The 14,299-nt window shown below is 68.7% G+C and carries 12 protein-coding genes and 1 pseudogene; 11 read left to right on the top strand and 2 right to left on the bottom strand.

Translation table 11 applies throughout. The features are described 5' to 3' along the window. Positions 1–43: 43 nt before the first annotated feature. The 6 genes from GWI24_RS08890 (at position 44) to GWI24_RS08865 (ending at position 6,629) form a co-directional block, all read left to right on the top strand. Positions 44–1,480, top strand: coding sequence for an acetyl-CoA carboxylase biotin carboxylase subunit family protein (locus GWI24_RS08890; RefSeq protein ID WP_247616095.1), 1,437 nt, complete (start codon positions 44–46; stop codon positions 1,478–1,480). Beyond that, a complete protein-coding gene (locus tag GWI24_RS08885; RefSeq protein WP_210945340.1) occupies positions 1,477–2,802 on the top strand; it encodes an acetyl-CoA carboxylase biotin carboxylase subunit family protein in 1,326 nt (441 codons plus the stop codon). Before GWI24_RS08890 ends, GWI24_RS08885 begins: the two co-directional genes overlap by 4 nt. Beyond that, complete coding sequence (locus tag GWI24_RS08880; RefSeq protein WP_210945339.1) at positions 2,799–4,061, top strand: acetyl-CoA carboxylase biotin carboxylase subunit family protein; 1,263 nt, start codon at positions 2,799–2,801, stop codon at positions 4,059–4,061. Before GWI24_RS08885 ends, GWI24_RS08880 begins: the two co-directional genes overlap by 4 nt. Further along, a complete protein-coding gene (locus tag GWI24_RS08875; protein WP_210945338.1) occupies positions 4,058–4,387 on the top strand; it encodes a hypothetical protein in 330 nt (109 codons plus the stop codon). The genes GWI24_RS08880 and GWI24_RS08875 overlap by 4 nt, the downstream gene beginning before the upstream one ends. A gap of 47 nt (positions 4,388–4,434) precedes the next feature. Next, positions 4,435–6,048, top strand: a complete 1,614-nt coding sequence (locus GWI24_RS08870; RefSeq protein ID WP_247616094.1) for a DUF885 domain-containing protein — start codon at positions 4,435–4,437, stop codon at positions 6,046–6,048. Positions 6,049–6,110: 62 nt separating this feature from the next. Continuing rightward, complete coding sequence (locus GWI24_RS08865; protein WP_210945337.1) at positions 6,111–6,629, top strand: hypothetical protein; 519 nt, start codon at positions 6,111–6,113, stop codon at positions 6,627–6,629. Between the two features lie 20 nt (positions 6,630–6,649). Here GWI24_RS08865 and GWI24_RS08860 read toward each other — a convergent pair whose 3' ends face one another. Next, positions 6,650–7,123 carry a helix-turn-helix domain-containing protein gene (locus GWI24_RS08860; protein WP_210945336.1) on the bottom strand — a complete coding sequence of 158 codons (474 nt, stop codon included), beginning with the start codon at positions 7,121–7,123 and terminating at the stop codon, positions 6,650–6,652. An 87-nt stretch (positions 7,124–7,210) separates the two neighbouring features. Here GWI24_RS08860 and GWI24_RS08855 point away from each other — a divergent pair, with 87 nt between their 5' ends. From GWI24_RS08855 to GWI24_RS08845, 4 genes and pseudogenes are all read left to right on the top strand, one after another. After that, positions 7,211–8,479: an MFS transporter gene (locus GWI24_RS08855; protein ID WP_210945335.1), complete on the top strand. Its 1,269-nt coding sequence runs from the start codon at positions 7,211–7,213 to the stop codon at positions 8,477–8,479. 172 nt (positions 8,480–8,651) lie between these two features. Beyond that, a complete protein-coding gene (locus GWI24_RS08850; protein WP_308343584.1) occupies positions 8,652–9,974 on the top strand; it encodes an aminotransferase class V-fold PLP-dependent enzyme in 1,323 nt (440 codons plus the stop codon). Between the two features lie 620 nt (positions 9,975–10,594). Then, a pseudogene (locus tag GWI24_RS44990) lies at positions 10,595–10,738 on the top strand (XRE family transcriptional regulator); the annotation flags it as partial. A 136-nt stretch (positions 10,739–10,874) separates the two neighbouring features. Further along, positions 10,875–11,255, top strand: a complete 381-nt coding sequence (locus GWI24_RS08845) for a hypothetical protein (RefSeq protein WP_210945334.1) — start codon at positions 10,875–10,877, stop codon at positions 11,253–11,255. Between the two features lie 801 nt (positions 11,256–12,056). Here the strand turns inward: GWI24_RS08845 and GWI24_RS08840 are convergent. Beyond that, on the bottom strand, positions 12,057–13,226 hold the full coding sequence (locus GWI24_RS08840; protein WP_210945333.1) for an NAD(P)/FAD-dependent oxidoreductase: 1,170 nt from the start codon (positions 13,224–13,226) through the stop codon (positions 12,057–12,059). Between the two features lie 231 nt (positions 13,227–13,457). Here GWI24_RS08840 and GWI24_RS08835 point away from each other — a divergent pair, with 231 nt between their 5' ends. Continuing rightward, on the top strand, positions 13,458–14,072 hold the full coding sequence (locus GWI24_RS08835; protein WP_210945332.1) for a TetR/AcrR family transcriptional regulator: 615 nt from the start codon (positions 13,458–13,460) through the stop codon (positions 14,070–14,072). The last annotated feature ends 227 nt before the right edge of the window (positions 14,073–14,299 follow it).

The raw sequence follows: 14,299 nt of genomic DNA, 5'->3' as shown, positions 1-14,299 counted from the left end.
CCGCGCCGCGCCCCCGTCCACCGGTGAGGAGGCCGGATTGAGCATGGAAAACGCCAGGGGAGTGCTGCTGCTCAGCCATGTCGGGTTCTCGTTCATGGAAGACCTCGCCGGCACGGTCACGGCGCGGGGGCTGAAGATCTACGTGCTCAGCTCGCTGCCGGAGCCGCTGCACCAGGGATCCAGGCCCGGGGCGCTTGCGGACCTCGCCGACGACGTCCGGGTGACCGCCGAGCACGTGCTGACCCCACGCAACGTCGAGGACTACCTCGACCATCTGGAGGCCATGGGCGCCTCGGTGCTGTGCTGCCTCACCGTCTGGGAGGGCTACCGGCACCTGATGGCACTGGCCAACGCCCGCCTTGGGGTGCCGGACCTGGACGAGAAGCAGATCCTGGAACTACGCGACAAGCTGACGCTGCGGAACCGCCTCGCCGACGCCGGTCTCAGCCGGGGCCGGGCGTCCGCGCTCACCCCCGAGACGCTCGCCGAACGCCAACGCGAGGGTTGCCGCTACTTCGTGAAGCCAGTCAATGGCATCGCCTCGTTCGGAACGTTCCCCCTTACACCCGACACGACCTGGGCCGACCTGGAACGCATCACCGCCGAGGCCCACTCCGACACGGTTTACGCCAGCGTCTTCACTACCAACCCGGGTCCCAGCGACCCTGCGGGCCCGAGCGGGCACCAACACTCGGACATGGCCGCAAACAACGGCGCGAACCCGGATGCGAACGCGGGGCATGAAGTGGACTTCGGGGTGAAGTTTCTCGTCGAGGACTACGTGCCCGGGCGGGAGTTCAGCTTTGAGGTGATCATCGTTGACCATGAGCCGCATGTGGTGGCCGTGCACGAGAAGCGCGAGGTGACGGAGGCGGCGGGCACCGTGCTCGAGAACGCCGTCGTCAGCCCGCCCACGAGCTTGTCGCAGGAAGAAATCGCCGCCGGGATCTGCTGGGTGGCAAGCGTGCTGGACATCCTCGGCCTCGGCTGGGGCTGTTTCCACGTCGAGGCGCGTCACGCCCCGTCCGGCTGGGACCTGATCGAGGTCAACCCGCGCGTTGGCGGCAGCCTGATCTCGCCCAGCGTGGCGGCGTTGACCGGCGGTCCCAGCCTGCTCGACCTCTGGTTGGACTCCCTGCTCACCGCCCGCCAGCCGGCCGGATTCCTGAAGGCGCTGAAGAGCCTGTCGTTCGCGATGGACGGCAGCACGCAGAGCGGGAACGCGACGTTCTTCCGCGTCTTTTACGCCGACCCCGGCACGATCCGTGAGGTGGGGCTGAACGACGATCTCCCGCTCCAGCCAATCGTGTCACACGTCCTTCTCAAGCCCGGCGACGTCGTGGAGTCGTCCTCGCGCGAGGTGTTCCTTGGCCAAGTGCTTTGGCGCATGGACCGAGCCGACCGGGATACGGCTCTCCCCGAGCTGTTGCCCGCCTCCGAGCGCGCGATCGAGATCGCGTACGAGACGGAGCGCGGATGACCGGGCCGATCCTCCTCATCGTCGACTACAACCTGAGCCGGATCGACGAAGTCCGACACCTGCGGGACCACGCGCGCGAACGCCACGGCGCCACGGTGGTCCTGATCCGCGCTAATCCCACCAGGGCCGACCACTCCATTGCCGACGAGGTAATCGACCTCGATCCGCTGCGTGACGACTTCACCGAGATGGGCGAGAAGCTGCTCGGCAACCGGCGCGAGCGGATCAGGGCGGGCATCGTCTTCTCTGACAATGCCGTGCGCAGCGGGGCCGAGCTCCTCGAGCGGCTGGGCGTCCCGATCGACTCGCCACAACTGGCCGAGGGTGCGTTCTCCAAGTACCGCTACCGGCTCGGCGAGGCGCGCGTGGCCGACCTGCTGGCAGCGCAACGGATCATGGTGCCCGCTTTCGCCGAGGTCCTCTCGCTCGACCAGCTGAAGGATTTCGCGCGTTGTCATCCCGAGGGCTTCGTCGTCAAGCCCGCGGCGGAGGGCAACAACCGGGGCGTCGTCGTGGTCGGTCCCGGCGACGATCTGACCGCGGCGTTCGCCGAGGTCCTCCCCTATCTGGAGGGCGGGGTCATCTGCGAGGAGCTCATCCCGTACCGGCGCGAGTACTCCTTCGACGGGCTGGGCTCGCTGACGTTCCTCACCGAGAAGATCAGCGCGCGCGGCCGGTATCCCGTCGAGATCGCGCAGGTGCTGCCTGCTGCGGTGGACGAGCACGAGCGCGTGACGCTGGAGCGGGCGGGATCGCAGGCGAACTGGCTGGTTGGCCAGTGCGACGGACCGTTCCACAACGAGATCAAGCTGAGCGACGACGGGCTGCGCGCCGCGATCGTGGAACCCAACCGGCGACCGGCCGGGATGAAGATCTGGTCGCTGGCCCGATGGGTCTACGGGATCGACCTGCACCACCGCTGGGTCGACACGGCCTTCGGCACGGCCGCCGACACGGGGCGGCTGGTACCCGGCTGCTCGGCGGCGACGGTGATGCTCGGCGTCGGCAGCGACCGCTCATTCTCCCCGGACGACATCGCGGTCGGCGCGGACCCGTTCGCGGACGCCGTCCAGGCCACCGCCGAACGGTTCGGCTTGGCCGACGGAGAGCTGACCGTCACGCAGTTCTCCTGGCTGTCGTCCGAGCGCCGCGACCTGCATGCCGTCGCCCGCGACAACGCGGACTTCGCGGCACAGGGCTGCGTCGTCCTGCGCCACGACCGCGCCGACATCCGGATCGTCGTCCACGCGCTACGCGAGGCCTGGTCGGACGCCTTGGACCGCGCCCTCACCATGCCCGCTCTCGTCAGGAAGGCCCGATGAAGATCCTCATTCTGCACCGCGTGCCCTACTTCAAGATCGAATACCATCGAGGGATCTCCCATGACCGGCATGAGGTCACCTATTTGGGAACCGACCGGGCGCTGGCCACCCTACCGCCCGACCTGCGCTGCGAGCGGGTGAGTCGTCCGGGCGTGCGCTCGGCCTTCGAGGAAGCCCGGGACTGGCTGGCGGAGCGGCCCCGCAACTTCGACCGGATCATCTCGATGTCGGAGTACGAGCTCCTCGACGCCGCCCGGCTGCGTGAGCACCTGGGCGCCCCGGGCGCGCCGGTGGATCAGGTCGCGCTCGCCCGCGACAAGGTCCTGATGAAGCAAGCGGCCGAGAAGGCCGGACTCCGAGTGCCGCGCTTCCTCCCGTTGCCCCGCTTCCTCGAGTTGGACGGCCGGGTGCCCTGGTACGGCCGGACCGTCCTCAAGCCGCATCGCGGCGCGTCCAGTGAGGACGTGCTCGTATTCGACACCCCGCGGCAGGCCGTTGCGGCGATCACCGAGGGCCGTACCGGCGTCGCCCGGCTCGACGCCGGGAGCGACCTGGAGGACTTCGAGGCCGAGTGGTTCGTCTCCGGGCCGATCAGGCACTTCGACGGCCTGGTGCAGGGCGGCGAGGTCCTGATCCTCAGCGCGAGCGAGTACGTGGGCACCTGCCTGCAGTACGCGCAAGGCCTGCCAATGGGATCGTTCCAGATCAGGTTCTCGGAGGAGACGCGCGACTGGGTGTCGCGCGCCTTGGCCGCCGTGCGGATCGAGGACGGCAGCTTCCATCTCGAGGCGATCGTCCACGAAGGGGAGCTGGTCTTCCTCGAGGTCGGCAACCGGGTCGGGGGCGCCGACGTGGTGGCGACCGTCGAGCTGGCCACCGGTGTTCACCTGCCGTCGTACGAGCTACGCGTTCTGCTCGGCGAGCCCGTCGCCGGGACCCTCCCCAAGCCGCCCGCCGAGCGCCGCTGGTACGGCTGGTTCGTTCACCCCGGCCACCACCTGGCCGGGCGGGAGTTCCAGGGGCTCGACAGGGCCGTGGCGTTCCGGACCAGCCCGCGCGTGGTTGCCTGGAACGAACTACCGTCCGGCGCGCCGCTGCCTGACCACATCACTTACCAGGCCGGAGAGACGGTCCTCGCCGGGATCGTCGCGAGCGACAGCCCCGAGGACACCCGGGAGTGGATCGTCGACCTGTTCGGCTCCCTCCTGGTCCGTACCCGCCCGGCCGTCCCCACGACTCCGGAACAGGTCTTGGCATGAAGAAACAGCACATCTTGCTCGCGGCGGCCGTCACCGAGATCTGGGGTTTCAACCTCTCGGTCATCAAAGTCGGGTTCAAGAGCGGCGCCTCGCTGATCCTGTCCGGGACCAGGCCCGCGCTCAGCGCGCTGCCTGCGGTGTTCTCCCTGAAGCGCCGCCAAGCGCTGGTGTTCGGCGGCGGGTTGTGGGGCGTCGCGGGCCTGGGCATCAAGGACGGGGCGGCCGGAGCACTGATCGTCGCCGGTCTGGCCGTCGGCCTGTACGGCAAGCGGCTGGCCGAGTCCGGGATCCCCACCCGGCTCCCGTCGGTGAGCTGGGCCGATTGATGACCGCCCTGAATGATCTCGCGGATCGGTACGTAGACGAGTTGGCCATGCTAGATCCGTGCCTGGCCGCAGCGATGGGCATCGCCGGGCAGGAGGAGCGGCTGACCGACTTCGGCCCCCAGGCCGCACACGCGCGCACCGAGTTGGCGCGTCGCACGCTGAAGGCGGTCGACGACACGCCGGTCGCAGGGGACGCGGAGCGAGTCGCAGCGGCAGTGCTGCGTGAGCGACTCGCCACGGAAGTGGCGCTGGCTGACGCCGACGCGTACGGCACGCTGCTGGACACCATGGACGGACCGATACAGCGGGTGCGGCAAGCGGTGGGCCTGCTGGACCAGGGCAGCGACACCGCGTGGGACGCGTTGCTGGCGCGGCTGCGGGCCGTCCCGGGAACGCTGGCCGGGCTGCACGAGAGCCTGGAGGCCGCGCGGCGCGCCGGCCAGGTCGCGCCGTACCGTCAAGTGGCCCGTAATGCTCGGGAGTGCCGGGACATGCGGCGGTACCTGGCGGGATTGCCCGCCGGGCACAACCACGGCGTGCTGCGCGGTGTTCTGGATGAGGCTGCGGCGGCCGCGAACGAGGCATTGACCAGGTTCGCGGCCTACCTGTCGGAGGAGCTTGCTGCGGATGCACCGGAGCTGGACGCGCTGGGCGGGGACCGCTACCAGCTGGGGGTGCGCGAGTTTCTCGGCACCCGCCTGGACCTGGAGGAGACCTACACGTGGGGCTGGGACGAACTGTCCCGTGTGCGGCGGGAAATGGCTGAGGCGGCGGCGCAGATCGCGCCCGGCGAGCCGGTGCCCGCAGTACTGGCGGCGCTGGACAGCAACCCGCGGTACCAGGTGACGGGGACAGCGGCGTTCCGCGACTGGATCCAGGAGCTCGCTGACCGCGCCATCGCTGACCTCGGCGGGACGCACTTCGCGATCCCCGAGCCGCTGCGGCGGATCGACTGCCGGATCGCCCCCACCGACGGGCCCGCTTGCTATCTAGCGCCCAGCGAGGACCTGTCGCGTCCCGGGACGGTCTGGTGGCCACTGACCGACCCGGACGCGCCGATCCCGACGTGGACGGTTCCGAGCACGATGTTCCACGAAGGTGTCCCGGGCCATCACCTGCAGCTGGGCGTGACGACCCTCAGCGTCGCCACCCTCAACCGGTTCCAGCGGCTGTCGTGCGAGCTGCACCAGGGGCACTGCGAAGGGTGGGGCCTGTACGCCGAGCGGCTGATGGACGAGCTGGGATACTTCGCTGACCCGGCGTACAGGCTGGGGATGCTGGCCGGCGGGCAGCAGATGCGCGCCGCACGGGTCGTCCTGGACATCGGGCTGCACCTGCGGCTCCCCATCCCCGCGGGCACCGGGTTCCACGAGGGAGAGCGGTGGACGCCGCAGCTGGGCCGCGCGTTTCTCACGGAACACTGCGGGCTCGGTCCATCAGGGTTCGTCGAGTTCGAGATCGACCGGTATCTGGGACGCCCGGGACAGGCCCTCGCCTACAAGCTGGGAGAGAAGGTGTGGCTGGAGGCGCGGGAGGCGGCCCGCCGTCGCGACGGCGCCGCCTTCGACCTCAAGCGGTTCCACCACCACGCGCTGAACCTGGGGCCGATGGGCCTGGACCTGCTGCTCGCGGAGCTGACGCGCGCGGGTCGTGCCCGCTGAACAGGCGTGGACAGGACGGATACGAGCGGAGCGCACCACATGGTGAGAAAGCGAGCGATCGGATGATCACGGCAGTAGGACATGCCGACTTGACCTCGACCACATGGGATCTGGTGCAGGCCGAACTCCGGGAGCGCATGCAGGGCCTGCCGCCCGACGCGACGGTACTGGTACGCCCCGGCGCCGGACTGCCCTTGGTGTTCGGGCGGGTGGTGCACGAGGTGGGGCAGCGCCTGGTGGTCCTGCTCCCGGAACGGGGCGATGCCTTCGCCGACGCTCCCTTCCACGACCGGCAGGCGCACCGGGAGTTGCTGGCCCTGGCCGAGCAGATACGGATGCTTCCCTTCGACCCGCTGGACCGGGACGCCTGTGTGAGCGCGGACGAACGGCTGGTCAGCGGATGCAGCCGGCTGCTGGCCGTCTGGGACGGTTCACCGTCCAGCGGGCAGGATGCCACCGCCCACATGGTCGCGTACGCCCGTGCCCGGGGTATCGCCGTGGAGGTCGTCTGGCCTGCGGGGGCCGCCCGTGAACCGGCCGGGCACACCGCGTCGCTGTGCGTGGCCGGGCACAGACGCTGACCGTCTCGTCGGCCGTCACCTCACCGGTGTCGTTCGCTGCCGGTCTTTTGCACGTGAGTGGTGTCGGCGTCGATGAGGGCACCGTTGGCGCCGGTCGGCTTGATGTCCGGCACGCGGGCGCCGTGCTGGTCGACCAGCGTGGAGTGTGGCTCGCCGGGTTCGAAGGCGTGGCGCTCTCCCCACTGGCGCAGGGTGAGGAGGACGGGGAAGAGGTCGCGGCCGGCGTCGGTGAGTACGTACTGCAGGCGGCGGCCCGAGGGCGCGGTCTGCTGGGTCAGGACTCCGTCGGCGGTGAGCTTGCGCAGGCGGTCGGTGAGGATGTTGCGGGCGATGCCGGTCCGTCGCTGGAACTCGGTGAAGGACCGTGCCCCGTCCATCGCGTCCCGGATGACCAGGAGGCTCCACCGGTCACCGACGAGGTCGAGCGCGCGGGCTACCGGGCAGTCGGGATCGGTCCAGGCAGGGCTCGGAGTGCCCGTGGAGGGGCGCGGCATGACACCTCCCGATGAGTTGCGGATTGAGACCATCATGCCCTACGGTCGAATTAGTTTCACTTTGCTACTCATCTCGTTAGGAGTGCGATGGACGTCTGGCGACGGTTACTCCTCGCGACCGTGTGCGGTGTCGCGGTAGCGAGCATCTACGCTGCGCAAACAGTGCTGCCGCCCATGGGAGACAGCCTCGGGGTGTCGACACAGCACGCGGGGTGGATCGTCTCGACCGGCCAGTTCGGCTACCTGGCCGGTCTGGTGCTGCTGGTGCCGCTCGGCGACGTGGTCGCCAACAGGCGCCGGCTCATCGCGGTGCACCTGGCCATCACCGCGGCAGGCCTGTTCCTGACGGCTGCGGCTTCGGCCGCGTGGACGGCCTTCGCCGGGCTCGCGCTGGCCGGGATGTTCGCGGTCGTGGTGCAGACCACGGTGGCCTACGCCGCGTCGGTCTCACCGCCCGCCGAGCGCGGACGCAATATCGGTGTCGTGACCTCGGGCGTGGTGGTGGGCATCCTGGGCGCGCGGGTCGTCACCGGCGTGCTCGCGCAGATGTGGGGCTGGCGAAGCATGTACGCCGTGCTCGGCGTGCTCGCGCTCGCCCTCGCCGCTCTTGTCCTGCGCGCGCTGCCGCCCGAAGACAGCTCTCGCCGGCCTGCGGGCTACCGGCAGGCCGTCGTCTCGCTCGGCGGGCTGTTCGGGCAGCGTCTCTTCCTGACGCGCGGTCTCATCGCGTTCTTCCTGTTCGCATCGTTTGGCACCCTGTGGAGTGGCCTGTCCCTGCCGCTGGCGAACGCACCGTGGCATCTGAGCGAAAGCCAGATCGGACTGTTCGGCATCGCCGGACTCGCCGGCGCACTGGGCGCGGCACGTGCGGGACGGTGGGCGGACGCAGGACGGGCGATCCCGATCAGCGGCCTCGCGCTGGCTCTGCTCATCGTCTCCTGGGCCGCGACCGCGCAGTTGTCCTGGTCCCTGTGGCTGCTCGTCATCGGCATCGTGGTGCTCGACTTCGCGGTCCAGGTCGTGCATGTGAGCAACCAGCACCTGCTCACCACCGCGCATCCGGAACGCACCAGCAGCGTCATCGGCGGCTACATGGTCTTCTACTCCCTCGGCTCCGCCCTCGGCGCGGCCACCACCACCTCCGTCTTCACCTCCCACGGCTGGGCCGCCTCCAGTCTCCTCGGGGCCGGATTCGCGACCTGCGCGCTGATCGTCTGGGCAACCGACGGACGCCGGCGCTCCAAGACTTCGGACGTCCGTTCCGAGGCGGCAGACGCGCACCGTAGCGAGGAGGAGAAGCAGAGGAGCGAAACGGAGCAGGTCGCCCCCGTGGCGGACCGTTCCAGCGTTTCCTGAGAACCCCCCGGCTCGACCACCCACTCGCAACCGGCAAGCCCGACAAGGCGCCGTACGACACCGGAAAAGTTCGAGCGGAAGAAAGGGAGCGGACCGAGAACCCTTCCGCCTTTCCCGGCAGCGGTCCGGCGCCCGCACAGACGCAGCCCAGCCTCAGTCAAGAGGAGTGATCGTGTCCATTTCGAACCCCGCAAGCCTGGTTGACTCAGACATCGCGAATTTCTCGCAGGTCACGCAGCCGCCCGCACCCCAGCCCTTCGATCCGGGCGACTGGAAATCCGTCCGTGCGCAGTTCCTTTTGTCGCCCGACCTTGTACACCTGTCCAATTTCTACCTCGCCTCGAACCCGACGCCTGTCCGTGACGCCATCACGAACTACCGGCGCGCGTTCGACGAGAACCCGCACAGCTTCCTCGACGACAACATGTTCGCCCGGGAAGAGGACATGCTGTGGCGTTCCGTCTGCGCCGAGGCGGCCGAATACGTTGGTGGACAGGCCAGCGAGATCGCTCTTACCAGCAGCACCACCATGGGACTGGCCTTGACCTACAACGGCCTGCGGCTGAAGCCGGGCCAAGAGGTTCTGACCACCACGCATGAGTTCTATCCGCACCACGAAGCGATCCGCCTGGCCGCCGACAAGTGGGGCGCGACCATGCGCTCGATCTCGCTCTACGATTCGTCGTTCGACTTCTCCGTCGACGAGGCCATCGCACGGTTGCGCGCCGCCGTGCGCCCCAACACCCGTGTGTTCGGTGTGGCCTGGGTGCATTCCAACACCGGCGTGCGCCTGCCGATGTCCAGGATCGCCGAAGCCATCGCCGACCTGAACCGAAACCGCGACGAAGCTGACCGCATCCTGCTGGTGGTGGACGGGGTCCACGGGTTCGGCGTCGCGGACGAGGACGTCGCACAGATGGGTTGCGATTTCTTCTCCGCCGGTACGCACAAGTGGATCCTGGGACCGCGCGGGACAGGGATCATGTGGGCGAAGGCGGAGAACTGGGCGCTTCTCCAGCCGACGATTCCCAGTCTGATGAGCAAGGAGACCTCTGCGGCGTGGCGACAGGACCGCCAGCCGGTCGGCCCCACGGAAGCCGCGTGGGTCAGCCCGGGGGGATTCTTCTCCTACGAACACCAGTGGGCCGCCGCCGAGGCGTTCCGATTCGTCCGGCAGATTGGACGCAAGCGGATCCAGGACCGGATCGCAGAGCTGAACAGCCAGATCAAGGAAGGCCTGGCTGCCATGGACCACGTGACGCTGCACACACCGCTTGACCCGGAACTGTCCGCGGGCATCGTCACTTTCGACGTGGAGGGCCACGCACCGCAGGAGGTGGCACAGATCCTCCGAGAGAACCGGGTCATCGCCAACAGCACGCCGTACGGGGTCCCTCACGTACGTCTGTCGGCGGGAATCGTCAACTTCCCCGAAGAGATCGACTTGACCCTGAACGTCATCCGGTCGCTGAAGAGCTCGCGATCCGGCGCCTGAGAGCCGAAGAAAAACCATGAAGAGAGGGTCTCTCGCACCCGTCACGCCGCTCGGCCCGCACGTCGCCTCGAACTCGGTGAACCAGACTGGCGCCGGGGCGGCGTGAGCGGCTGACGGCCACCCGGGGTCGCGACCCTGCTGCCGGAGCAGAAGATGCCCGCGCCGCCCCCGGCACCCCAGCAGCAGGCCGAGCGTGTCGACCACGACGTGCCGCTTACGGCCGTTGACCAGCTTGCCGCCGTCGAACCCCCGGCTGTCGGCACCGACGACGGCGTCCGCCTTGACCGACTGCGGATCGGTCACACCGGCCGTCGGTGCCGCGTCGCGGCCCAGCGTTACGCGGACCTGCCCGCGCAGCCGGTCGTGGAACTCCTTGACCAGCCCGTGGTCGCGCCAGCGGCGGAAGCACGCATACACGCGGTAGGGACGTCTTGCCCGACGACGACTGTGAGCCCGGGTCTCCGGGCGGCGACTGCAGCATTTGCGCCAGGATCAAGGAACGTGAGCGGGAGGCGCCTGAGGTCTTCGCCGCTGAAGAGGCGGAAGGCCGGGAGGAAGCCCGGTGGAATGGTCTCTTCGGCTTCCTGCGCTGACGGGCAAGCCCCGGCTCCGGGCGACACCAGCTGGGTGCCGGCGACCAGCAGCTCGAGGAGGTCGCCGCCGAAGCACTCAAGGAGGTCTGCTTCCAGGACAACGGCCGTCGCGCCGGCCGGCTGGAAGAGGTCCGGTTCACGGACATCGAGCGCCTGGAGTTGGGTCTGTAGCGGCCGTTGCTGCGCGACGGGCCCCGGCCTCGTTGTTGAGCCGGAGCACGATAGGTGTCACCGAGGCAGGTCTGCTGTCACCAAGGCCGGCGGCGGAAGCGGAGCGGGGTGCCAGGCGGGGGGGTAGCGTTCCGGCTTGACGTCGGCGCTGCGCCGGTTCCCGCCGCATCTGGTCCGTGGCGTACGGGTACTGCATCAGAAGCAGAACTGCGCGCCGCATTTCGCGGAGATAGAGGTGGATTTCGGGCCCGCAGGTGAGGGCTTCGCCTTCGAGGCGGCTCAAGAGCTGATGGTGGAGTACGGACCCGCCGAGGGCCTGTCACGCTTCTTCGCGGCTGCTGCCGTGGGGATCGAGGAGCAGTTGCGGGTGCCCGGGCACGGAGTCGTGGTCGCCACTCGGGTGGTGCTGCGGCGTGCCCGCGCCGATACGTTCGGCTCTCATGAACTGGCGTTCAGGATTGCGGGCTATCTCGCCGCCCGTAAGGCCTTGGAGCATACGGGGTGCCCGCGCTTTTGAGTGCTGTCCCTCGCGATGGGTAGCGATATCCTCACATTCAGCCGGACCTCGAGTGACGACAAGCGTGCTGTGCGGGGCCAGGTGAGAAGTAGCGCGCCGAGTTGGTGACAACTACCGTGCTTCGGCCAAGTGAAACCCCAGGTCGGTACCGACCTGGGTGACAGCTTTCGTGCTTCGGCACGGTTGTGACCGAGCGTTGGCCACTGGGCGTTCCATCTGGCCGCGCGTGCGTTCGGCACTGTGAACGGCTGAGTCATGGGCTCCCACCTGCGGTTCTTCTTCGAGTACGGGGGTCGACACCCCGTTGTGGCCAGGTCCGTCGTACATGCCCGAACTTGACAGCCCTTTCGGGTATCCCTGTATCCCGGAGAAGCTGCCTGTCACTCCGGTCACCAGCAACGAGCTCAGGAGACTCGCCGACCTGTACCAGTCCTCACTGGACTGGGATCACCCGGTCGGCCCTCGCCTTGGGCCCGTGAGCAGCAGGGATCTTTCCGGCGTGAGGCCGACGCAGCGCTGGAGGCGTTGCGTCGCGAGTTGGGCGAGGGCTGGACGGTTGAGGACCTGCGACGTTTCGAGGTAGATGACATCGAGGCGATGGCCTGACCTGGTCCAGGCGCATCGCTGGTCACTCCGGCTGACACCAGAACGCCGAGCTTGTTGACACCTGCTCGGTGTACCAGGTGCGCGGCGGGGATGACCGGCCAGCGCACGACGAGTTATGCCTGTGGCCGCAACGCGTGTCATCCGGTGAGCTGTCCCGTCGACGGACGACGGGGAGTGGTGTGTTGCCGGCCCGGCTCAACTGGTGTGAGCGGGAAGCGGGTCAGGGAGGGTGCTGGCTGGCCAGAGGGTGTCGGGGAAGACGGCGTCGTCGGAGTCGGTGTCAGGCATGAGGGTGGTGAGCATCTGCTGGGCGGTCTTCGCGTTGTCGGTGGCGCGGGCCAGCATGACACTTTCGTAGTTGTCGAGGGCCTCGTCGATGGTGGAGTGGCCAATGACGGCTTGGGCGAGTTCGGCGCCGTCGAGCAGGGCGATGTTGGCGCCGACGCCGACGGGCGGCATCAGGTGGGCGGCGTCGCCGAGCAGGGTGATGCCGGGGACGCGCTGCCAGGAGTGGGGAACGGGAAGTACGAACATGGGCCGGTTGATGAAACCGCCCTCGTTGTCGCGCAGGATGTCCAGCAGGCTCTCGTGCCAGCCCTGGTACTGGGCGAGGAGGCGCGCGCGTACGGCTTTGGTGTCGGCGAGATCGAGGCCGGCGTGCCAGTCCTGGGGGCCGCGGAAGTTGATGTAGGCGCGGACGTGTCCGTTGCTGTTGCGCTGCAGCACCAGGCTGCGGCGGCCTGCCTTGGCCGACATGGTGCCGCGACCGACCAGGTGGGCGATGCCGGGGTGACGGTGGTCGATGTCGTCGAAGTGGGCTTCCACCAACGTGACACCGGCGTAGGAGGGTTGGGCGTCGGAGAGTGTGGGGCGCACCCGGGACCAGGCGCCATCGGCGCCGATGACCAGGTCGAAGTCCTCGCCGGTGCGGTCGTGGTGGTGCAGGCGGGCGGTTCCATGGGGGAGTGGGGTGACGGCCCTTACGGGGTGGCCCCAGCGGACCGTGCCGGGGGCGAGGGAGTCCAGCAGGAGCGCGCGCAGCTGGCCGCGGTCGATCTCGGGCCGGCTCAGATCGTCCTCGTCGGCCTGGTCGTGGCGTATCAGGGTCGCGTGGCGGTCGTACAGGCGCCACTCCTGGCCTTCGGGCCGGGACAAGGTGAGGAACTGGTCGAACAGTCCGGCTGCGCGCAGGGCTGCTTGGCCGGTGTCTTCGTCGATGTCGAGAGTGCCGCCCTGCGAGCGGGAGTGGGGGTCGGTCTCACGCTCGAAGACCGTGACCGGTACGCCGTGTTGCTGCAGGACGCGCGCGCAGATGAGGCCGCCGAGGCCGGCGCCTGCGATCGCGATGCGAGGGGTGGTGGACATGAGAGTCACGCTCCGTTCGACGGTTGAGAGTGCTGGTGTCTTGTCGTGACGCCCTGTTTCGGGCATGGCAGATCAGCCGTTCCTGTGGGGGGACGTGCCCCGGGTTCCGGCAGCTGGGTGCCGGTCGGGCGACCCGCTCACAGAAGCACAGCCGCTACAAAAGTACAACCGCTCCGACTTTCTATCGGATTGCCTTTGTGATCGAATCTACTCAAGGAGTAAGGTGTGAGCATGGCCGAGACAACGACAGGACGCCGCGAACGCAAGAAGGCCCAGACAAGGCAGGCCCTGGCGGATGCCGCAGTGCGGCTGTTCACCGAACGCGGCTTCGACAACGTCGGTGTACGCGAGGTGGCGGAGGCGGCCGACGTCTCGCTGAGCACGCTCTTCAAGCACTTCCCCGGTAAGGAAGCCCTCGTCTTCGACCTGGACGCGGACGTCGAGAGCGCCCTGGTCGCATCCATTCGCGACCGAGCCCCCGGCCAGCCCGTGCTGCACGCCCTGCGCGACCACATGGTGCGCACCCGTACCGCCGTCCGGACCGACGACCCTACTTTCGTCCTCGTCGAATCCACCCCCGCGCTGCGGGACTACGCCAGGCGCATGTGGTCGCGCCACGAGAAGACTCTGGCCGCCACGCTCGCCGAGGCCACCGGGCTCACCCCGGAAGACCCCGCCGTCGCCGGCCTGGCACGCTTCGCCCTGGAAGCCCCCAGCATCGTCCGCGCAAGCGAAGACCCGGCCCGGACCATGCGCGACTTGTTCACCCTGCTGGAACACGGCTGGGGCACCACCTCCCTGGCGCGACAGGAAGACCGCCAAGACCGCCCAGGTCGGGACGGGTGACCGCGACCAGATGCCGCATCAGCCCCCTCAATGGCTTACGCATTTCGCCGTCGACGGTGGGGGAAGCGCGTTGAGGAGTCAGGTCGCTCGACCAGAAGTCATCTGTCTCGAAAAGGCGCAGGACCGCCGGAGCTAAGTCACGCCTGCGGCCAACAGGTGTGCTCAGCTGGCCAACTGTGCCGCTCAGTCACACTCGTCCAGGCAGCAACGGGACTGCCCGGGCGCCG

This window comes from Streptomyces sp. MK37H, from assembly GCF_018035285.1.
Classification (GTDB): domain Bacteria; phylum Actinomycetota; class Actinomycetes; order Streptomycetales; family Streptomycetaceae; genus Streptomyces; species Streptomyces endocoffeicus.
The sequence above is the reverse complement of the archived record's forward strand: the minus strand, read 5'-3'. Positions and strand labels throughout refer to the sequence as shown.